Source organism: Streptomyces sp. NRRL F-5727 (genome assembly GCF_000719555.1).
Classification (GTDB): Bacteria; Actinomycetota; Actinomycetes; order Streptomycetales; family Streptomycetaceae; genus Streptomyces.
On record NZ_JOGX01000028.1, the window covers coordinates 1 to 18,914 of the forward strand.

The 18,914-nt window shown below is 73.6% G+C and carries 20 protein-coding genes; 7 read left to right on the plus strand and 13 right to left on the minus strand.

Annotated features, from left to right (window positions below; translation table 11 throughout):
• Positions 1-32: 32 nt before the first annotated feature.
• Positions 33-485: a nitroreductase family deazaflavin-dependent oxidoreductase gene (locus IF73_RS0119830; RefSeq protein ID WP_031009845.1), complete on the plus strand. Its 453-nt coding sequence runs from the start codon at positions 33-35 to the stop codon at positions 483-485.
• Positions 486-563: 78 nt separating this feature from the next.
• Here the strand turns inward: IF73_RS0119830 and IF73_RS0119835 are convergent, their stop codons facing one another.
• On the minus strand, positions 564-1,856 hold the full coding sequence (locus tag IF73_RS0119835; protein WP_051717051.1) for a geranylgeranyl reductase family protein: 1,293 nt from the start codon (positions 1,854-1,856) through the stop codon (positions 564-566).
• 266 nt (positions 1,857-2,122) lie between these two features.
• Here IF73_RS0119835 and IF73_RS0119840 point away from each other — a divergent pair, with 266 nt between their 5' ends.
• Both IF73_RS0119840 and IF73_RS0119845 read left to right on the plus strand, forming a co-directional pair.
• A complete protein-coding gene (locus IF73_RS0119840) occupies positions 2,123-3,490 on the plus strand; it encodes a dipeptidase (protein ID WP_031009850.1) in 1,368 nt (455 codons plus the stop codon).
• A gap of 117 nt (positions 3,491-3,607) precedes the next feature.
• Entirely contained in the window at positions 3,608-4,306 is a 699-nt protein-coding gene (locus IF73_RS0119845; protein WP_031009852.1) for an MBL fold metallo-hydrolase, read from the plus strand.
• Positions 4,307-4,315: 9 nt separating this feature from the next.
• On the opposite strand, the gene IF73_RS0119850 is transcribed toward IF73_RS0119845, so the two are convergent.
• The gene (locus IF73_RS0119850) at positions 4,316-5,353 is read right to left on the minus strand and encodes an NUDIX hydrolase (protein WP_031009855.1); all 1,038 of its coding nucleotides are present in this window, start codon (positions 5,351-5,353) and stop codon (positions 4,316-4,318) included.
• Between the two features lie 137 nt (positions 5,354-5,490).
• Between IF73_RS0119850 and IF73_RS0119855 the strand changes: the two genes are divergently transcribed.
• Positions 5,491-5,709, plus strand: coding sequence for a hypothetical protein (locus IF73_RS0119855; RefSeq protein ID WP_031009857.1), 219 nt, complete (start codon positions 5,491-5,493; stop codon positions 5,707-5,709).
• Between the two features lie 19 nt (positions 5,710-5,728).
• Here IF73_RS0119855 and IF73_RS0119860 read toward each other — a convergent pair whose 3' ends face one another.
• Entirely contained in the window at positions 5,729-6,742 is a 1,014-nt protein-coding gene (locus tag IF73_RS0119860; RefSeq protein ID WP_078868154.1) for an ROK family protein, read from the minus strand.
• Positions 6,743-6,854: 112 nt separating this feature from the next.
• On the opposite strand from IF73_RS0119860, the gene IF73_RS0119865 reads away from it, so the two are divergent.
• A complete protein-coding gene (locus IF73_RS0119865; protein ID WP_031009860.1) occupies positions 6,855-7,901 on the plus strand; it encodes a LacI family DNA-binding transcriptional regulator in 1,047 nt (348 codons plus the stop codon).
• 15 nt (positions 7,902-7,916) lie between these two features.
• Here IF73_RS0119865 and IF73_RS0119870 read toward each other — a convergent pair whose 3' ends face one another.
• From IF73_RS0119870 to IF73_RS0119895, 5 genes are all read right to left on the minus strand, one after another.
• The gene (locus IF73_RS0119870; RefSeq protein WP_031009863.1) at positions 7,917-9,209 is read right to left on the minus strand and encodes a DUF6986 family protein; all 1,293 of its coding nucleotides are present in this window, start codon (positions 9,207-9,209) and stop codon (positions 7,917-7,919) included.
• A gap of 168 nt (positions 9,210-9,377) precedes the next feature.
• Positions 9,378-10,340, minus strand: coding sequence for an electron transfer flavoprotein subunit alpha/FixB family protein (locus IF73_RS0119875; RefSeq protein ID WP_031009865.1), 963 nt, complete (start codon positions 10,338-10,340; stop codon positions 9,378-9,380).
• A 56-nt stretch (positions 10,341-10,396) separates the two neighbouring features.
• Entirely contained in the window at positions 10,397-11,182 is a 786-nt protein-coding gene (locus IF73_RS0119880) for an electron transfer flavoprotein subunit beta/FixA family protein (RefSeq protein ID WP_031009867.1), read from the minus strand.
• A 198-nt stretch (positions 11,183-11,380) separates the two neighbouring features.
• On the minus strand, positions 11,381-11,905 hold the full coding sequence (locus IF73_RS0119885; RefSeq protein ID WP_031009869.1) for a flavin reductase family protein: 525 nt from the start codon (positions 11,903-11,905) through the stop codon (positions 11,381-11,383).
• 221 nt (positions 11,906-12,126) lie between these two features.
• Positions 12,127-12,453 carry a TlpA family protein disulfide reductase gene (locus IF73_RS0119895; RefSeq protein WP_031009873.1) on the minus strand — a complete coding sequence of 109 codons (327 nt, stop codon included), beginning with the start codon at positions 12,451-12,453 and terminating at the stop codon, positions 12,127-12,129.
• A gap of 226 nt (positions 12,454-12,679) precedes the next feature.
• Between IF73_RS0119895 and IF73_RS0119900 the strand changes: the two genes are divergently transcribed.
• Positions 12,680-13,405 (plus strand): lysophospholipid acyltransferase family protein, encoded by a 726-nt coding sequence (locus tag IF73_RS0119900; RefSeq protein ID WP_031009874.1) that lies wholly within the window; start codon positions 12,680-12,682, stop codon positions 13,403-13,405.
• 27 nt (positions 13,406-13,432) lie between these two features.
• Here the strand turns inward: IF73_RS0119900 and IF73_RS0119905 are convergent, their stop codons facing one another.
• The 5 genes from IF73_RS0119905 to IF73_RS0119925 all read right to left on the minus strand — a co-directional run bounded on the left by IF73_RS0119905 (position 13,433) and on the right by IF73_RS0119925 (position 18,115).
• Entirely contained in the window at positions 13,433-14,047 is a 615-nt protein-coding gene (locus tag IF73_RS0119905) for a transglutaminase-like domain-containing protein (RefSeq protein ID WP_420706568.1), read from the minus strand.
• A gap of 61 nt (positions 14,048-14,108) precedes the next feature.
• The gene (locus IF73_RS0119910; RefSeq protein ID WP_051717036.1) at positions 14,109-15,206 is read right to left on the minus strand and encodes a threonine aldolase family protein; all 1,098 of its coding nucleotides are present in this window, start codon (positions 15,204-15,206) and stop codon (positions 14,109-14,111) included.
• Positions 15,185-15,943 carry an SDR family NAD(P)-dependent oxidoreductase gene (locus tag IF73_RS0119915; RefSeq protein WP_031009881.1) on the minus strand — a complete coding sequence of 253 codons (759 nt, stop codon included), beginning with the start codon at positions 15,941-15,943 and terminating at the stop codon, positions 15,185-15,187. Before IF73_RS0119915 ends, IF73_RS0119910 begins: the two co-directional genes overlap by 22 nt.
• A gap of 35 nt (positions 15,944-15,978) precedes the next feature.
• A complete protein-coding gene (locus tag IF73_RS0119920; RefSeq protein WP_031009883.1) occupies positions 15,979-17,385 on the minus strand; it encodes a DUF6421 family protein in 1,407 nt (468 codons plus the stop codon).
• 157 nt (positions 17,386-17,542) lie between these two features.
• Complete coding sequence (locus IF73_RS0119925) at positions 17,543-18,115, minus strand: GNAT family N-acetyltransferase (RefSeq protein ID WP_031009885.1); 573 nt, start codon at positions 18,113-18,115, stop codon at positions 17,543-17,545.
• A gap of 172 nt (positions 18,116-18,287) precedes the next feature.
• Here IF73_RS0119925 and IF73_RS0119930 point away from each other — a divergent pair, with 172 nt between their 5' ends.
• On the plus strand, positions 18,288-18,875 hold the full coding sequence (locus IF73_RS0119930) for a DUF5134 domain-containing protein (protein ID WP_031009889.1): 588 nt from the start codon (positions 18,288-18,290) through the stop codon (positions 18,873-18,875).
• Positions 18,876-18,914: the final 39 nt, after the last annotated feature.

Here is an 18,914-nt window from a genome sequence, read left to right on the forward strand (position 1 = left end):
CCCCCGCCCCGTCCCCCGCCTCCGCCCACGTCATCAAGCCCGGCTGGTTCACCGTCAACGTCTTCAACCGGTCCGTCGCCTGGCTGACCCGCCGGGGCATCAGCGTCTGGGGCTCCCGGGTCCTCGCCGTGAAGGGCCGCAAGAGCGGCGCCTGGCGGACCACCCCCGTCAACGTGCTCACCCTCGACGGCGAGCGCTACCTCGTCGCCCCCCGCGGCCACGTCCAGTGGACCCGCAACATGCGGGCGGTCGGCGGCGGCGAACTGCACCTCGGCAAGCACGTCGAGCCGTTCACCGCGACCGAGGTCGGCGACGACGCCAAGGTGGCCGTGCTGCGTGCCTACCTCAAGCGCTGGAAGGCCGAGGTCGGCGTCTTCTTCGCCGGCGTCGGCCCGGACTCCACCGACGACGAACTGCGCGCCATCGCGCCCAAGCACCCGGTCTTCCGCATCAACGCCGACGCCGACGGCGCCCGGAACGCGTGAGGGTGGGCACGGACCACCGGTCCGTGCCCACCCTCACGCTCCACTCTCCCGACCCCGGCCTCCCGGACGGCGCCCGGGTCAGGACGCCTCGGGCTCCCGCCGTCCGGTGGACACCCCGTCGCCGTCCGTCCCCTCCGGGACGACGTCCTCGTCCCTGCGGCTCACGCCCCGGCCCGCCGGGCCGACGCCCGACTCGGTGTCCATGCGCCGGTCGAGCACCTCGAGGGCGCGCCGGGCCAGACCGTTCGACCGGACCATGCCGGCCAGCGTCGCCGAGCCCCGGGTGATGTCCGCGAACGCCTTCCAGGCCGGCCGTACCCCGGTGATCACCGCGTGCAGCAGCCCCGGCCGGCGCTCGAAGACGGCGAGCATCCGTCGCCCGACCGCCATCTCCACCCCGAGGCCCGCCTTGATCGCGAAGGCGTAGTTCAGCGCCTGGCGCCGGGCGTCCACCGCGTCGCCGGCCTCCGCCACCCGCACCGCCCACTCGCCGGCGAGCCGGCCGGAGCGGAGCGCGTACGAGATGCCCTCGCGGGTCCACGGCTCCAGCAGGCCCGCCGCGTCGCCGCAGACCAGGACCCGGCCGCGGGAGAGCGGCGAGTCGTCGGTGCGGCAGCGGGTCAGATGGCCCGAGGAGATGCCGGGCTCGAAGCCGGCGAGGCCGAGCCGGGCGACGAAGTCCTCCAGGTAGCGCTTGGTCGCCGCGCCCTCGCCGCGCGCCGAGATGACGCCGACCGTGAGCGTGTCGCCCTTCGGGAAGACCCAGCCGTAACTGCCGGGCATCGGGCCCCAGTCGATGAGGATGCGGCCCTTCCAGTCCTCCGCCACCGACGGCGGCACCGGGATCTCCGCCTCCAGGCCCAGGTCGACCTGGCCCAGCTTCACCCCGACGTGCGCCCCTATCCGGCTGGCGCTGCCGTCCGCGCCGACCACGGCGCGCGCGAGCACCGTCTCGCCGTCGGCGAGCACCACCGCGACCGTGCGCCGGTCCGGCACGGCCGGTCCGTGCTGCTCCACCCTGGTCACGGTCGCGCCGGTGCGGAGCTGCGCGCCGGCCTTCTGCGCGTGCTCCACGAGCTGGGCGTCGAACTCGGGCCGGTTGATCAGCCCGAAGAGCATCCGGCGGGAGCGGCGGGTGCGGGCGAACCGGCCCTCGAGCGAGAAGGTGACCGCGTGCACCCGGTCCTGGAGCGGCAGTTCGAAGCCCGGCGGCAGCGCGTCCCGGGAGGGGCCGATGATGCCGCCGCCGCAGGTCTTGTACCGGGGCAGCTCGGACTTCTCCAGGAGCAGCACCCGGCGGCCGGCGACCGCCGCCGCGTACGCCGCCGACGCGCCCGCCGGACCGGCGCCGACGACCACCACGTCCCACACGTCCGGCCGTTCCGGGCCGGGTCCGGGGTCGAGGCCGGGCTCCGGACCGGTCTCCCCGAGCGGCTCGGTGTGCTCCGGACCGGCGTTCTCTGCGTGCTCGCTGCTCACGTGTGCTTCTGCTCCTGATCCGACCGGCGTCTGCTTCCCGCATCCTACGGCTCGGTAGGTCACAGCCCGGTCGTAGGATCGACGGTGCGAACGCCGTACCACCCGATACGCCGTTCGCTCTCTCTCGCACCAACGTCGCACCCACGAGGAGCGTGCCCATGACCCCGAATCCGATCGCCGAGACCGTCCGGTCCCTGATGCCCCGGGCCAAGTCCGAGCTGGCGGAACTGGTCGCCTTCGAGTCGGTCGCGGACGAGGCCGTGGCGCCCCGCAGCGAGTGCGAGGCGGCGGCGAACTGGGTCGCCGACGCGCTGCGCGCCGAGGACTTCCACGACGTGGCGCTGCTCGACACCCCGGACGGTTCCCAGGCCGTGTACGGCGTGCTGCCCGGCCCGGCCGGCGCGCCGACGGTCCTGCTCTACGCCCACTACGACGTCCAGCCGAAGCTGGACGAGTCGGCGTGGCTGACCCCGCCGTTCCAGCTCACCGAGCGCGAGGACGGCCGCTGGTACGGGCGCGGCGCCGCCGACTGCAAGGGCGGCTTCATCCTCCACCTGCTGGCGCTGCGGGCCCTCAAGGCCAACGGCGGCGTGCCGGTGACCGTCAAGATGATCGTCGAGGGCTCGGAGGAGCAGGGCACCGGCGGTCTGGAGCGGTACGCCGAGGAGCACCCCGAGCTGCTCATCGCGGACACCATCGTGATCGGCGACGCGGGCAACTTCCGGGTCGGCCTGCCGACGGTGACGGCGACCCTGCGCGGCATGACGATGATCCGGGTCCAGGTCGACACCCTGGAGGGCAACCTCCACTCGGGCCAGTTCGGCGGTGCCGCGCCCGACGCGCTCGCCGCGCTCATCCGGGTCCTGGACTCGCTGCGGGCCGAGGACGGCTCGACGGTGATCGACGGTCTGCCGGCCGACGCGGTGTGGGAGGGCCTGCAGTACCCGGAGGAGCAGTTCCGGGCCGACGCCAAGGTGCTGCCGGGTGTGGACCTGCCCGGCGCGGGCACGGTCGCCGACCGCATCTGGGCCCGTCCGGCCGTCACCGTCATCGGCATCGACTGCCACCCGGTGGCGGGGGCGACCCCGTCGATCCCGCGGACCGCCCGCGCGCAGATCAGCCTGCGGGTGCCGCCGGGCCAGGACGCGGCCGAGGCGACCAAGCTGCTCTTCGCCCACATCGAGAAGCACACGCCGTGGAACGCGCGCGTGACCCTGGAGCAGGTCGGCCAGGGCCAGCCGTTCCAGGCGGACACCGCCAGCCCGGCGTACGCGTCGATGGCGGAGGCGATGCGGATCGCGTACCCGGGCCAGGAGATGCAGGCGGCCGGCATGGGCGGCTCGATCCCGCTGTGCAACACGCTCGCCTCGCTCTACCCCCAGGCCGAGATCCTGCTCATCGGTCTGAGCGAGCCGGAGGCGCAGATCCACGCGGTCAACGAGTCGGTCTCGCCGGAGGAGCTGGAGCGGCTCTCCGTCGCCGAGGCGCTGTTCCTCGTCAACTACGCGGCGAGCCGCGGGGTCTGACGTCCGGACGACCGCCGGAGCCGGCCCCGGGCCCGCTCCGGCGGTTCAGCGTCGGGCGAACCTCGCGGAGAGCGTAGAACGCCCCGGCGGGGCCGTCCCGGCGCCTACGTTCGGCGCATGGAACCCCTGAGGATCACGCCCCGGCTGCACCTGCTCGACTATTCGATCGGGCAGGCGTACCTGTGGCGGGACGACACGGACCTGACCCTCGTGGACGCCGGCTGGGCCGGGGCGGCGGACCGCACGACGACGGCGATCCGGGCGGCCGGCCTGGACCCGGACCGGCTGGCCCGGATCGTCGTGACCCACGGCCACCGCGACCACGTGGGCGCGGCGCAGGAGCTGGCCGACCGGCACGGCGCCGAGATCGTCGCCCACCGGCTGGACGCCCCCTACGTCCGCGGCGGGCTGCCGATGCCCCTGCCCGACCTGCTGGAGTGGGAGCGCCCCCTCTGGGACCACGGCCTCACCTGCCCGGAGGCGCCGCCGACCCGGGTGGACCGGGAGGTCGGGGACGGCGACGACCTGGGCTTCGGGGACGGCGCGGTCGCCGTCCACACCCCCGGCCACACCCCCGGTTCGATGGCCGTCCACCTCCCCCGGCACGGGGTGCTCTTCGCCGGCGACACCGTGGCGTCGGTGCGCGGGGTGACCTTCGGCGTGTTCCACGTGGACCGCGCGCGGGCCCTGGAGTCGATGCGGCGGCTGGCGGAGCTGCGGCCGTCGGTGCTGTGCTGCGGGCACGGGCCCGTGGTGACCGAGGACACCGCGGAGCAGCTGTCGGCGGCCGCGGCGGCCGGGGCCGTGGTGCTCTGACGGGGGCGGTCAGCCGACCGGTACGCCGGCCTCCAGGTTGAGCACCGTGCCGCGTTCCCGCGCGCGCAGGGCCCAGCGGAGGCGGTCGTACCGGACCGGCGGGAGGAGGTCGGCGGCCTCCTCCTCGGTGACGAAGCGCCAGGCCCGCAGTTCGGCGCCGGGGAGCCGGAGCCGGGCGGTGTCGCGGGCGGCGAGCCGGCCGCCGTCGAAGAGCAGCCGGAGACCGCCGTAGCCGGGCGGCTGGGGCCGTTCCCAGTCGACGAGGAGCAGCCGGGGGACGGCGTCGAGCTCCAGACCGATCTCCTCGGCGACCTCGCGCATGCCGGCGCGGGCGGGCGGTTCGCCGGACTCGACGACGCCGCCGGGGAACTCCCAGCCGGGCTTGTAGGTGGGGTCGACGAGCAGGAAGCGGTCCTCCTCGTCGAAGAGGAGGACGCCGGCGGCCAGCGTCTCGCGGGTCGGTTCGGGCGTCTGGACGATGCCGCAGGGCGCGGCGTGCCCTCCCTGGACCGCGTCGGCGACGGCCCGGGCGGTCTCGGCGACGGTGAGCGCCGAGGTGTCGACGGTGTGGGCGTCGGCGCCGAGCCAGCCGGCGGCGGCCTCCCGGTAGGCGGGGACGTGGTCGTGGCACCAGCGGCGCACGTCGGCGTCGACGTCCGGGTCGCCGTACTCCGCGCGTCCGTCGATACGTCTCCGCAGGATCGTTTCCTCCGGTGCCAGGAGCACATGCCGGACGTCGATGCGGCGGGCGGCGAGGCCGCCGAAGATCTCGTCCCGGTACTCCTGCCGCAGCAGGGTCATCGGGACCACGAGCACCCCGCCGACCTCGGCGTGCAGGGCGGCGGCGGTGTCCACGACGAGCCGGCGCCAGATGGGCAGGTCCTGGTAGTCGTCCACCTCGGCGAGGCGCTTGGCGGGCAGCAGGCGGCGCAGCTGCGCGCCGGTCGCCTCGGGGTCGTACAGCGTGCTGTGCGGGATCAGGCCGACCAGTTCGCGCGCGGTGCTGGACTTCCCCGCGCCGAAAGCACCGTTGATCCAGACGATCACGTTTCCCCCCTCATCGACGGCCCCCTGTGGCTTGCCCGCAACACCCTGCCACGAAAACCACGAACACATGTCCGGGCCGAGGCGTAACGCTTCCGGCCCGGAGGTCGTTGAACATGCGAGCACGAGGGGGTGCGGAGATGGACCGTACGGTTCTGGAGCGGTTTCCGGCGGGCGGGCCCCGGGGGCACTGGCCCGCGGAGGAGTACGCGGGCGCGCGCCGCGAGGAGGGTGTGCCGGCCCGGGTGGTGATGGACCTGGCGTCCGACGCCTTCCTGGTCGTGGTGGAGCAGCGGACCCCACAGCGGGCGGAAGAGGAGGCGGCGGCGCCCGAGCGGGCTTCCCCGGTACGGGAGTGAGCGCGGCGCCCGGGGCCGCTCAGCCCCCGTCGGCGGTGGCGCGGGCCGCGGCGGCGGCGCCGAGGAGCCCCGCGTCCGTGCCGGTGGCGGCGGGGACGACCGTGAGACCCCGGGCGAAGGAGAGCGTGGCGTAGTCGCCGAGGGCGCGCCGGAGCGGGGCGAAGAGGACGTCGCCGGCTGCGGCCACTCCCCCGCCGACGACCGCGATGTCGACCTCCACCAGGTGCGCGGTGGCGGCGATGCCGGCCGCGAGGGCGCGGGCGGCCCGCTCGAAGGCGGCGACGGCGACCGGATGCCCGGCGCGCGCCGCCTCGGCCACCGCGACGGCGGAGGTGTCGCCGTCGGGGCCGGGCCGCCAGCCCTGGTCGAGGGCGTGGCGGGCGAGGTGCGGGCCGGCGGCGATGCGTTCGACACAGCCGCGGCCGCCGCAGGCACAGGGGTCGCCGTCGAGGTCCACGCTGAGGTGGCCGATGTGACCGGCGTTGCCGGTGGGGCCCGGGTGGAGACGGCCGTCGAGGACGAGGCCGCCGCCGACGCCGGTGGAGACGACCAGGCAGAGGGCGTTGGCGTGGCCGCGGGCGGCGCCGAGCCAGTGTTCGGCGGCGGTCATGGCGACGCCGTCGCCGACGAGGGTGACCGGTCGGCCGCCGGTGATCCGCCGGACCCGTTCGACCAGCGGGAAGTCGCGCCAGCCGGGGACGTTCACCGGGCTGACCGTGCCCCGGGCTGCGTCCACCGGCCCCGCGCTGCCGATGCCGACGGCCTGGGCGGCGTCCCAGAACGGGGAGGCGGCGAGGGCGTCGAGCACCTGAGCGACCGCCCCGAGCACCGTCTCCGCGTCCTCCCGCGCCGGGGTCTCCCGCCGGGACCTGGCCAGGATCCGTCCCCCGGCGTCGACCAGCGCCCCGGCGATCTTGGTGCCGCCGATGTCGAGCGCGACGACGGGGCCGGAGGCGGAGGCGGGCAGGGGGTGCGGGACGGAGGCCGGGACGGCGCCCGGACCGGTGGCGGCGGGGGTGGCGGCGGAGGGCATGCCCGTAGGCTCTCACGGGTCTGACAACGTTTTCCACGTTCTATGCTCGGTCGCGCGGGCGCACGATCCGCCGGTCGCGCCCCCCGGCACCCCTACGGAGGACTTCCGCACCGTGGCCGAGACCAGCCGCCCCCAGCCCCGCTACGGCAACAGGCCCACGATGAAGGACGTCGCCGCGCGGGCGGGCGTCGGCCTCAAGACCGTCTCGCGGGTGGTGAACGGCGAGCCGGGGGTCACGCCGGAGACCGAGCGGCGGGTGCGGGAGGCCGTCGACGCGCTCGGCTTCCGCCGCAACGACGGCGCGCGGGTGCTGCGGAAGGGGCGCACGGCGACCATCGGGCTCGTCCTGGAGGACCTGGCCGACCCGTTCTACGGGCAGCTCGGCCGGGCCGTCGAGGAGGTCGCCCGGGCGCACGGCACCCTGCTGATCAACGGCTCCAGCGCGGCGGACCCCGAGCGGGAGCGGGAGCTGGCGCTGGCGCTGTGCGCGCGCCGGGTGGACGGCCTGATCGTGATCCCGGCCGGGGACGACCACCGGTATCTGGAGCCGGAGATCCGGGCCGGCGTGGCCACCGTCTTCGCGGACCGGCCCGCGGGTCTCCTGGACGCGGACGCGGTCCTCTCGGACGGTTTCGGCGGGGCCCGGGAGGGGGTGGCGCATCTGATCGCCCACGGGCACCGGCGGATCGGCTTCGTCGGCGACCGGCCGCGAATCCACACCGCGGCGGAGCGGCTGCGCGGCTACCGGGCCGCGATGGAGGACGCGGCGCTGCCGGTCGACGAGCGGTGGGTGGCGCCGGGGCCGACGGATCCGGAGCGGGTGGCGGCGGCGCTCGCCGGGATGCTGTCCGGGCCGGAGCCGGTGACCGCGGTCTTCGCGGGCAACAACCGGGTCACCGTCACCGCCGTGCGGGTGCTCGCCGGGCGCACCGCCCGGGCGGGCGGACCGCCGGTGGCGCTGGTCGGCTTCGACGACGTCGAGCTGGGCGACGTCCTGGGCGTGACGGTGGTCGCGCAGGATCCGGCGGGGCTCGGCAGGGCGGCCGCCCAGCAGCTGTTCCGGCGTCTGGACGGGGCCGCCGAGGCGCCCCGCCGGACGGTCATCGGGACCCGGCTCCTCGCCCGGGGTTCGGGCGAGGTCCCTCCGCCGGCCGGCTGAGCGGGCGGCCTGCGGTCAGCGGCCGGCGCCGGCCGTGAGGTCGCCGCGGCGCGGGGCGGCGAACCGCTCCAGGGCCGCGCGGGTCATCCCGGTCAGGGCGTCGACCTCGGCGGTGTCGAGGGCGCCGCACTGGAGGCCGCGCAACAGGTAGGAGGAGAGGGCCTTGGCGGTGGCGGGCTCGTCCATGACGTCGCCGCCGGCGTGGTTGGCGTAGGCGGAGAGACGCTTGGCGGCGGTCTCGAAGCCCTCGCGGTAGAAGGCGAAGACGGCGGCGTAGCGGGTCGGGATGTGGCCCGGGTGCATGTCCCAGCCCTGGTAGTAGGCGCGGGCCAGGGCGCGGCGGGTGAGGCCGTAGTGCAGCTTCCACGCCTCGTGGACGTGGGCGGTGGAGCCGACCGGGAGGACGTTGGTGGAGCCGTCGGAGACGCGTACGCCGGTGCCGGCGGCGGCGACCTGCATGATCGCCTTGGCGTGGTCGGCGGCCGGGTGGTCGCTGGCCTGGTAGGCGGCGGAGACGCCGAGGCAGGCGCTGTAGTCGAAGGTGCCGTAGTGCAGGCCGGTGGCGCGGCCCTCGGCGGCGTCGATCATGCGGGCGACGGCGGCGGTGCCGTCGGCGGCGAGGATGGACTGGCTGGTCTCGATCTGGATCTCGAAGCCGAGCCGGCCGGCGTCGAGGCCGTGGGCCTTCTCGAAGGCTTCGAGAAGCCGGACGAAGGCGGTGACCTGCTCGGGGTAGGTGACCTTCGGGAGGGTGAGGACCAGGCCGTCGGGCAGGCCGCCGTGCTCCAGGAGGCCGGTGAGGAAGACGTCGGCGGTGCGGATGCCGCGGTCGCGGACGGCGGCCTCCATGCACTTCATCCGGATGCCCATGTACGGGGCGGCCGTACCGGTCGCGTACGCCTCCGAGATCAGGCGGGCGGCACGCGCCGCGTCCTGGTCCTCGTCGGCGCCCGCGTAGCCGTCCTCGAAGTCGACCCGCAGGTCCTCGATGGGCTCGCGCTCCAGCTTGGCGCGCACGCGCGCGTACACGTCCTCGGCGAGGTCGTCGGAGAGGCCGAGGACGGCGGCGAAGGAGGCGGCGTCCGGGGCGTGCTCGTCCAGGGCGGCGAGGGCCTGGTCGCCCCAGGAGCGGATGGTGCCGGCGTCGAAGACGTCGCCGGGGACGTAGACGGTGTGGACCGGCTGGCGGGTGCCGGGGTCGCCCGGGTAGCGGCGGTCGAGCTCCGCGTCCACCGCGGCGAGGGAGGAGCTGATGCCCTCGCTGACCGCGCCCGCGAGGCTCGTCGACACCTTCTCCTGCTGGCCCATCCCTGATCCTCCTGTTTTCCGCTGCACGGAATCAACAATCCGTATGGCGAAGTTAGTAGTCCGCTGGGACCTGCGTCAATGGTTGACCGAAACGGCCGGGGGCCGCACGGCGAGAATCGCCGTGCGGCCCCTGGACCTGCGAAAGCGGACCTGTGCAGGTGCCGGTGGTCAGCCCTTGCGGGCCTGGACCTCCTGGGTCAGGACGGGGACGACGTCGAAGAGGTCGCCGACCACGCCGTAGTCGACGAGGTCGAAGATCGGGGCCTCGGCGTCCTTGTTGATGGCGACGATGGTCTTCGAGGTCTGCATGCCGGCGCGGTGCTGGATCGCGCCGGAGATGCCCGCGGCGATGTACAGCTGCGGGGAGACCGACTTGCCGGTCTGGCCGACCTGGTTGGAGTGCGGGTACCAGCCGGCGTCCACCGCGGCGCGGGAGGCGCCGACGGCCGCGCCGAGCGAGTCGGCGAGGGCCTCGATGATCGCGAAGTTCTCGGCGCCGTTGACGCCGCGGCCGCCGGAGACCACGATCGCGGCCTCGGTCAGCTCCGGGCGACCGGTCGACTGGCGGGCGGTGCGGGAGGTGATCTTGGTGCCGTGGGCCTGCTCCAAGAAGGAGACGGCGAGCGCCTCGACGGCGCCGGCGGCCGGGGCGGCCTCGACCGGGGCCGAGTTCGGCTTGACCGTGATGACCGGGGTGCCCTTGGAGACGCGGGACTTGGTCGTGTACGAGGCGGCGAACGCCGACTGCGTGGCGACCGGGCCCTCGGCACCGGCCTCCAGGTCCACGGCGTCGGTGATGATGCCGGAGCCGATGCGGACCGCGAGGCGGGCCGCGATCTCCTTGTTCTCGGCGGAGGACGGGACGAGCACGGCGGCCGGGGAGACAGCCTCGTACGCGGCCTGGAGGGCGTCGACCTTCGGGACGACGAGGTACTCGGCGAACTCGGCGGCGTCGGCGGTGAGGACCTTCACGGCGCCGTGCTCGGCGAGCACGGCGGCGGTGTCGGCGGCGCCGTTGCCCAGCGCGACGGCGACCGGCTCGCCGATGCGGCGGGCGAGGGTCAGCAGCTCCAGGGTGGGCTTGCGGACGGCTCCGTCGACGTGGTCGACGTAGACGAGAATCTCAGCCATGGGACTTCAATCTCCTGCGAACGAAAGGGGGGCAGTCTGAGCGGCTCGCGGGAGCCTTAGATGAACTTCTGGCTCGCGAGGTACTCGGCGAGCTGCTTGCCGCCCTCGCCCTCGTCCTTGACGATCGTGCCCGCGGTGCGCGCCGGACGCTCGTCGGCGGAGTCGACGGCGGTCCAGGAACCGGCCAGGCCGACCTCGTCCTCGTCGATGTCCAGGTCGTCGAGCTCCAGCTCCTCGACCGGCTTCTTCTTGGCGGCCATGATGCCCTTGAAGGACGGGTAGCGCGCCTCGCCCGACTGGTCCGTCACGGAGACGACGGCCGGGAGGGAAGCCTCCAGCTGCTCGGAGGCGGTGTCGCCGTCGCGGCGGCCGGTGACCTTGCCGTCCTCGACCTTGACCTCGGAGAGCAGGGTGACCTGCGGGACGCCGAGGCGCTCGGCCAGGATCGCCGGGAGGACACCCATGGTGCCGTCGGTGGAGGCCATGCCGGCGATGACCAGGTCGTAGCCGGTCTTCTCGATCGCCTTGGCGAGCACCAGCGAGGTGGCCATGACGTCGGAGCCGTGGATGGACTCGTCGTCGACGTGGACGGCCTTGTCGGCGCCCATCGACAGCGCCTTGCGCAGCGCGTCGCGCGCGTCCTCGGGGCCGACGGTGAGGACGGTGACCTCGGCGTCGTCCGCCTCCTCGGCGATCTGCAGCGCCTGCTCGACCGCGTACTCGTCGAGCTCCGACAGCAGACCGTCGACGTCCTCGCGGTCGACCGTCAGGTCGTCGGCGAACTTCCGGTCGCCAGTGGCGTCCGGCACGTACTTCACACAGACAACGATCCTCAAGCTCACGCCGGCTCTCCTACTGCATCGTCATAACTGGGCTGCCTTGTTGCTCGCAGCATAGGCGCCTGAAGGGCGGGTTTCCGGTCGGGGCGCCGGACGCCCCGACCAGATATTACTCGTCAGTACACCCAGTTCGTGACCATTAAGCAAGCGCTCAGCAATGTGATCTGCCCAACCCTTCCGGGAGGGCCGCCACGGGAACCCTCAGTCGCGCAGCGCGTTGAAGCGTCCGTGGTGGTAGAGGAGCGGACGGCCCGCGCCGTCGGGGTCGCCGGCGACCGCCTGGGCTATCACGATCCGGTGGTCCCCCGCGGGCACCAGGGCCACCACCCGGCACACCAGCCAGGCCAGGACGCCGTCGAGCACGGGCACGCCCTCGGGGCCCCGGCTCCAGCGGGTCGGCTCGGCGAACCGGTCGGCGCCGCTGCGCGCGAAGGTGGCCGCCAGCTCCTCCTGGTGCTCGCCGAGTATGTGGACGCCGATGTGCTCGGCCTCGGCGAGCACGGGCCAGCTGGAGGAGCCGGTGCCCACGCCGAAGGAGATCAGCGGCGGGTCGGCGGCGACGGAGTTGAGCGAGGTGGCGGTGAAGCCGACGGGGCGCTCCCCGTGGGCGGTGATCACCGCGACGCCGGCGGCGTGGCGGCGGAAGACGGAGCGGAGCAGGTCGGGTGAGGCGGACCTGGGCGCGTCGATCGCGGGAACGGTACGGAGCTCGGGCGAAACCGTCATGGAGTTGTCCTTCGTGCGGGGCGGCATGGAGCGGGGTCCGGGGGCGTCAGAGGCCCGGACAGCGCGCGCTCGCATGACGGCCCAGGTCCACATGGGCCCGGCCGTAGAGAAGGAGTTCACCGGTCACTCCGTCAGGGTGACGAGGAGTGACGGCCCGGGTCAAGTGCGTACCGGGATGTGGGAGATGTGTCACCGCGTCAGGGGCCCGCGGCGGGGCGGCCTCAGAGCGCGCGGCCGAGGGCGGCGATGACGTCGGCCCGGCGGGGCTGCCCGGCGGCCCGGCGGACGACCCGGCCGTCCGCGTCGAGGACGAGGACCGTGGGGGTACGGGTCACCCCGAGCGCGCGGACCAGGTCGAGGTGCTCCTCGGCGTCGATCTCCACGTGGGCGACGCCCGGCACCATCGCGGCGACCTCGGCGAGGGTGCGGCGGGTGGCGCGGCAGGGCTGGCAGAAGGCGCTGGAGAACTGCACGAGGGTGGCCCGCTCTCCCGGTTCCGCGCCGCCCAGCTGCGCCGGCCCGAGCCGTTCGGTGGTGTCCGCCGTCATCCCTGTCCCCTCGTTCCGCGTCCTTCTCTCCGTGCAGCGTCGCACGGCGCCGCGGGATTCCCGTCACGACCACCGCGAGTGACGAGAATCTCCCCCTACGAAGCCGCCTGGACTGGTCACAGCGGCCCACATGCGGCACGATCTGCCCAAAGCCGAAAACCTACGGCCGCGTAACTTCGCCGGGAGAGCCCTCCCGAAGGCAACAGACGAAGGGGTACTTCCTCCCATGGCAGAACTCGTGTACCGACCGGTGGTCGGCGCCGCGCTCACCATGTTCAAGGCGCTCGACCTCAAGATCGACACACAGGGTTCGGAGCACATCCCGCGGACCGGCGGCGCCGTCCTGGTGAGCAATCACATCAGCTACCTGGACTTCATCTTCAACGGTCTGGCCGCGCTGCCGCAGAAGCGACTGGTGCGCTTCATGGCGAAGGAGTCGGTCTTCCGGCACAAGGTCTCCGGGCCGCTGATGCGGGCCATGAAGCACATCCCGGTGGACCGGGCGCAGGGCGAGCACGCGTACCAGCACGCCCTGGAGGCGCTGCGGGCGGGCGAGATCGTCGGCGTCTTCCCCGAGGCGACCATCTCGGAGTCCTTCACCCTGAAGAGCTTCAAGTCGGGCGCGGCCCGGCTCGCCCAGGAGGCCGGGGTGCCGCTGATCCCGATGGCCCTGTGGGGCACGCAGCGGATCTGGACGAAGGGCAGGCCCCGCAACTTCAAGCGGGCCCACATCCCGGTGACGATCCGGGTCGGGGAGCCGGTCGAGGCCCCCGCCGACCAGTACGCGGGTGCCATCACCCGGCGGCTGCGCGAGCGCGTCCAGGAGCTCCTGGAGGCCGCCCAGCGCGCCTACCCGGTGCGCCCGAAGGACGCCACGGACACCTGGTGGATCCCGGCGCACCTGGGCGGCACGGCGCCCACCCCGGAGCAGCTGAAGGCGGCCGGGAAGTAGTCCCGGCCGGAGCCGGTTCTCCGGACCTCACAGCTCCGTGGGGAGCGTGCGCCAGAGGCAGGGCCGGTCGGGGGCGGCGCGGAGAGCGCGGAGGACCACCGGATGGGGTTCCTCGTGGAGCTCCGGATAGTCCACCTCGCCGAGCTCCGGCCGTACGGTCCAGGCCAGCCGCTCCTCGCCCACCGAGAACTGGGCGTCGACGCCCGGGGGCACGTTTCCGCGCACGTCCTGTCGGGCCCACCGCCGCTCGCCCGGCAGCCTCACCGCGACGAGGCCGTGGATCGCCGGGTTCGAGCCGTCGTCGTCCGTGAGCCGCTGGTAGCAGAGGGCGGCGGGGATGCCGCGCGCCCGCAGGAGCGCGGCGTACGCGATCGACTTGGCGTAGCAGATGCCGGTGCCCTGCTGCAGCACGTCGGAGGCGCGCCAGGTGACGCGCATGTCGCCGGTGTCCTGGGAGTGCGGGATGGTGTCGCGGACGAGGACATAGGCCGCTTCGGCGTATGCGTGGGCGTCCGGGTGATCGGCGGCGAGGCGCTCCGCAGTGGCCCGGACGATCGGGTGGGCGTGATCGACGGCTTCGCCGACCGCCAGATACGCGTCGAGGTCCGGGTTCCGCTGCCTCAGCTGCACGATCGCGAGCATAGGCAGGCGGCCGAGCGGAGTCAATCATCTTCCACTCGACCGCATACCTATTCAGCTTGGACTAGCGCGCCAGCTCTTCCTTCAGGGCCTGGAGGAAGGCGTCGACGTCGTCCTCCGTGGTGTCGAAGGAGCACATCCAGCGCACGTCGCCGGCCTGCTCGTCCCAGAAGTAGAAGCGGAAGCGCTTCTGGAGCCGGCGGCTGACCTCGTGCGGGAGCCGCGCGAAGACCGCGTTGGCCTGCACCGGGTAGAGGATCTCGACCCCGTCCAGGGCGCGCACGCCGTCCGCGAGGCGCCGGGCCATCGCGTTGGCGTGGCGGGCGTTGCGCAGCCACAGGTCCTTGGCGAGCAGCGCCTCCAGCTGCACCGACAGGAAGCGCATCTTGGACGCGAGCTGCATCGACAGCTTGCGCAGGTGCTTCATGTGGCTGACCGCGTCCGGGTTGAGGACGATCACGGCCTCGCCGAAGAGCATGCCGTTCTTGGTGCCGCCGTACGAGATGACGTCGACGCCCACCGCGTTGGTGAAGGCGCGCATCGGCACGTCGAGGGAGGCGGCCGCGTTGGCTATCCGGGCGCCGTCGAGGTGCACCTTCATGCCCTTGGAGTGGGCGTGCTCGACGATGGCACGGATCTCGTCCACGGTGTAGACGGTGCCCAGCTCGGTGTTCTGGGTGATCGAGACGACCTGCGGCATCGCCCGGTGCTCGTCCTCCCAGCCCCACGCCTGCCGGTCGATCAGCTCGGGGGTGAGCTTGCCGTCCGGGGTCGGCACGGTGAGCAGCTTGAGGCCGCCCATGCGCTCCGGCGCGCCGCCCTCGTCCACGTTGATGTGGGCGGACTCGGCGCAGATCACGGCGCCCCAGCGGTCGGTGAGCGCCTGGAGGGCGGTCACGTTCGCTCCGGTGCCGTTGAAGACCGGGAACGCCTCCGCGAGCGGACCGAAGTGGCTGTGGATGATCCGCTGGAGGTGGTCGGTGTACTCGTCCTCGCCGTAGGCGACCTGGTGGCCGTCGTTGGCGAGGGCGATGGCGGCGAGCACCTCGGGGTGGACGCCGGCGTAGTTGTCGCTCGCGAAGCCCCGGACCGACGGGTCGTGGTGACGACGGGCGTCGGTCCGGTGCCCGAGGGCGGCGGTCACGGTGCGGGGGTCAGCCACAGGCGCTGTCCATTCACTTCCTGGGCGGGCCGGTCCCACAGGCCGGCGATCTCGTCGGCCAGGTCCTTCACGTCGGTGAAGCCCGCGAACTTCGCGTTGGGGCGTTCGGCGCGCATGGCGTCGTGCACCAATGCCTTGATCACCAGGATCGCAGCCGCCGCCTGCGGGCCGTCCTCGCCCCCCAGCTTGCGGAACGAGTCCGCCATCGCCAGGGTCCACGCCTCGGCGGCGGCCTTGCCCGCGTTGTACGCGGCGTTGTTGGCCTGCGGCTTGTGGGCGCCGACCTGGCTGACCAGGGCGTAGCGGCCGCGGCCGCCGCTGCGGATCAGGGCGTCGTGGAAGGCGAGCGAGGTGTGCTGGACCGTGCGGACCAGGAGCTTCTCCAGGAAGTCCCAGTCCTTGAGGTCGGTCTCGGTGAAGGAGGAGCTGCCGCGCCAGCCGCCCACGAGGTGGACGAGTCCGTCGACGCGCCCGAACTCCTTCTCCGTCTTCTCGGCCCACGCGCGCGTGGCGCCGAGGTCGAGGAGGTCGACGGTCTCGCCGACGACCTTGGCGCCCTGGGTCTCGCGGGCGGCCTCGACCGCCTCGGCGAGCCGGGCCGGGTCGGCGTCGGCGGCGACCACGGTCGCGCCGGCGCCGGCGAGGCGGAGCAGCGCCGCCCGTCCGGCGGGGCCGGCCGCGCCGGCCACCGCGATGACGGCCCCGTCGAGGGGTCCGCCGTTCGATTCGGCGTTCATCGGTGCCGCCTCCTCCGTGTCCTGGCGGGCCTCGCTCACGCGGCGACCCGCTCGGTGCCCGTCATGTCCGCGGCCGTGATGCCCTTGGTCCCGGCGATCACGCCCTTCATCTTCTTGGCGAGGGCCTCGAAGAACATGCTGAGCGGAAACTCGTCGGGAAGCACGTCGTCGACGAGCTTGCGCGGCGGGAGGGAGAGGTCCAGGGCGTCGGGGCCCTTGGCCCACTTGGAGCCCGGGTGCGGGGCGAGGTAGCCGGAGACGAACTCGTACGCCTTGAACCAGTGGACCAGCTTCGGGCGGTCGATGCCGTCGCGGTAGAGGGTCTCGATGTCGGCGCAGAGGCGGTTGGTGACCTCGGGGGCGCGCTCCCAGTCGATGGTGAGGACGTTGTCCGTCCAGCGCACCACGTCGTTCTTGTGGAGGTACGCGAAGAGGAGCTGGCCGCCCAGACCGTCGTAGTTGCGGTTGCGGTCGCCGGTGAGCGGGAAGCGGAACATCCGGTCGAAGAGCACCGCGTACTGCACGTCGCGGCCGTGCTCGTTGCCCTCGGCCTCCAGCTTCACGGCCTCCTTGAAGGCGGTGAGGTCGCAGCGGAGCTCCTCCAGGCCGTACATCCAGAACGGCTGGCGCTGCTTGATCATGAAGGGGTCGAAGGGCAGGTCGCCGCGGCTGTGGGCGCGGTCGTGGACCAGGTCCCAGAGGACGAACGCCTGCTCGCAGCGGCTCTGGTCGTCGAGCATCGCGGCGATGTCCGCGGGCAGCTTGAGGCCCAGGGTGTCGACGGCGGCCTCGGTGACCTTGCGGAAGCGGGCGGCCTCGCGGTCGCAGAAGATGCCGCCCCAGGTGAAGCGCTCGGGGACCTCGCGGACGGCGACGGTCTCCGGGAAGAGGACGGCCGAGTTGGTGTCGTACCCGGCGGTGAAGTCCTCGAAGGTGATGCCGCAGAAGCCCGGGTTGTCGTAGCGGGTGGCCTCCAGCTCGGAGAGCCACTCGGGCCAGACCATGCGGAGCACGACGGCCTCGAAGTTGCGGTCCGGGTTGCCGTTCTGCGTGTACATCGGGAAGAGCACGAGGTGCTGGAGCCCGTCCGCGCGGCCGGCGGCCGGGTGGAAGACCATCAGCGAGTCCAGGAAGTCCGGCACGCCGAAGCCGCCCTCGGACCACTTGCGCAGGTCGGCGACGAGCGCGCGGTGGTACTCGGCGTCGTGCGGCACGAGCGGGGAGAGCTGCTCGACGGCGGCCACCATGCGGTCCACCGTCAGCTCGACGAGGGCGCGGGCGGGCGCGCCCTCGGCCTCGAGGTCCACGGATCCGTCGGCGTTCTGCCAGACCCGGATCTCCTCCACGGCGTTCTTGAGCTCCGGCCAGGCAGGGTGGTCGATCACGCGGGCATCGGTGGCTATCCCCCCACCGGTCACGTCCTGCACAAGAATTTCCGTCATGCCTCTTCCTCCACAGGAGAACCTTGCGTAAAGGAACCGTATCCGCGCATGACGCGTCCCCGCAAGAGGGGTCAAGAGAAATTCTTTCGCGCGACACCCTTCCGACCGCATTTTTTCCTGTCGATCGGGGGGTGAGCGCGTGCTTCCGCCGAAAGGATCAGACCAGGGGCTTCACCAGGAGCTCGAAGCGGAGGTCATCCCTCCGGGGGAGGCCGAAGCGCTCGTCGCCGTACGGGAAGGGGCTCGTCTCGCCGGTGCGCCGGTAGCCGCGCCGCTCGTACCAGGCGATCAGCTCCTCCCGGGCGGTGATCACGGTCATGTGCATCTCTCGGGCGTCCCACAGCGCGCGGACCCGCCGCTCGGCCTCCGCGATGATCTGCTTGCCGAGACCGGCGCCCTGGAGCTCGGGCCGGACCGCGAACATGCCGAAGTAGGCGGTCTCGCCGCGGTGCTCCAGCTGGCAGCAGGCGACGGTCTCGCCGTCCCGCTCCACCAGCAGCAGCACGCTGCCCGGGGCGGAGATCACGGCGGCCACGCCCTCCGGGTCGGTCCGCTGCCCGTCCAGCAGGTCCGCCTCGGTGGTCCAGCCCGCCCGGCTCGCGTCGCCCCGGTAGGCCGACTCGACCAGCGGCACCACGACGGGGACGTCGTCGAGCACCGCCTGCCGGTACGTGACGGTGCCGGGCCGCCGGCTCTCGGCGGTCTCGGGAACGGGTGTGGCGGTGTCCATCCTGCGGGGCTCCCCTCGGGCGCGGTGGATCGGCGTACGCGATCGTTCCGAGCCTAACGCGCGCCTCCGCACTCCCCTTTCGTACACCCGTGCGCGCCCGTGCGCCCGCGTGGCCGCCCGGCGCCCCGGGCATCCCCCTCGGTGGGGGTACGAGTCGAGGGGGAGGTGTGCCGTGCACGGACCGGCCCTGTCCGGGTGGCTGCTCGTCGCGCTCTGCGCGGCCAGCGGGGCCTACTGCCTGCTGCGGATGCGGGCGTGCGCCGGCGAGGAGCGCCGGGCCGCGCGCGCCGAGGCGGTGATGGGCTTCGGGATGGCCGCCATGGCGCTGCCCGCGGCGGTCGTCGGCCCGCCGTCCTGGAGCTGGGCGGTGTACGCGGCGCTGTTCGGCGCGGTGGCGGTGGGCGACCTGCTCGCGGCCCGCCGCGACGCCCACCGGCTGCACCACGCGGTCGGCTCGCTCGCCATGCTCTACATGGCGCTCGCGATGGCCCCGGCGGCCGGCGGCGCGCCGGGGGTGCACGGGGCGCACGGCGCGGGCACGGTGGGCGGCATCCCCCTCCTCACCGGCGGGCTGCTCCTCTACTACGGGGTGTACGTGCTCCGCACCGGCACCCGGCTGGTCCCGGTCGCGCCGCACGCGCGCGCCGCGGGCGCGGCGGGGGCCGGAGGGGCCGGTGCGTGGGCGACCCGGCCGGAGCTCACGGTGGTATGCCGGCTGTCGATGGGGCTCGCCATGCTGGCGATGCTCTGCACCCTCTGAGTGCCTTGCCCCGCACGGGCGTTCGCCCCCGGGCGGGCC

Coding starts and splice junctions, on each gene's coding strand:
- IF73_RS0119840 (WP_031009850.1), top strand. CDS start 2,123: ATGACCCCGAATCCGATCGCCGAGACCGTCCGGTCCCTGATGCCCCGG.
- IF73_RS0119845 (WP_031009852.1), top strand. CDS start 3,608: ATGGAACCCCTGAGGATCACGCCCCGGCTGCACCTGCTCGACTATTCG.
- IF73_RS0119855 (WP_031009857.1), top strand. CDS start 5,491: ATGGACCGTACGGTTCTGGAGCGGTTTCCGGCGGGCGGGCCCCGGGGG.
- IF73_RS0119860 (WP_078868154.1), bottom strand. CDS start 6,742: ATGCCCTCCGCCGCCACCCCCGCCGCCACCGGTCCGGGCGCCGTCCCG.
- IF73_RS0119870 (WP_031009863.1), bottom strand. CDS start 9,209: ATGGGCCAGCAGGAGAAGGTGTCGACGAGCCTCGCGGGCGCGGTCAGC.
- IF73_RS0119875 (WP_031009865.1), bottom strand. CDS start 10,340: ATGGCTGAGATTCTCGTCTACGTCGACCACGTCGACGGAGCCGTCCGC.
- IF73_RS0119885 (WP_031009869.1), bottom strand. CDS start 11,905: ATGACGGTTTCGCCCGAGCTCCGTACCGTTCCCGCGATCGACGCGCCC.
- IF73_RS0119895 (WP_031009873.1), bottom strand. CDS start 12,453: ATGACGGCGGACACCACCGAACGGCTCGGGCCGGCGCAGCTGGGCGGC.
- IF73_RS0119900 (WP_031009874.1), top strand. CDS start 12,680: ATGGCAGAACTCGTGTACCGACCGGTGGTCGGCGCCGCGCTCACCATG.
- IF73_RS0119905 (WP_420706568.1), bottom strand. CDS start 14,047: ATGCTCGCGATCGTGCAGCTGAGGCAGCGGAACCCGGACCTCGACGCG.
- IF73_RS0119915 (WP_031009881.1), bottom strand. CDS start 15,943: ATGAACGCCGAATCGAACGGCGGACCCCTCGACGGGGCCGTCATCGCG.
- IF73_RS0119920 (WP_031009883.1), bottom strand. CDS start 17,385: ATGACGGAAATTCTTGTGCAGGACGTGACCGGTGGGGGGATAGCCACC.
- IF73_RS0119925 (WP_031009885.1), bottom strand. CDS start 18,115: ATGGACACCGCCACACCCGTTCCCGAGACCGCCGAGAGCCGGCGGCCC.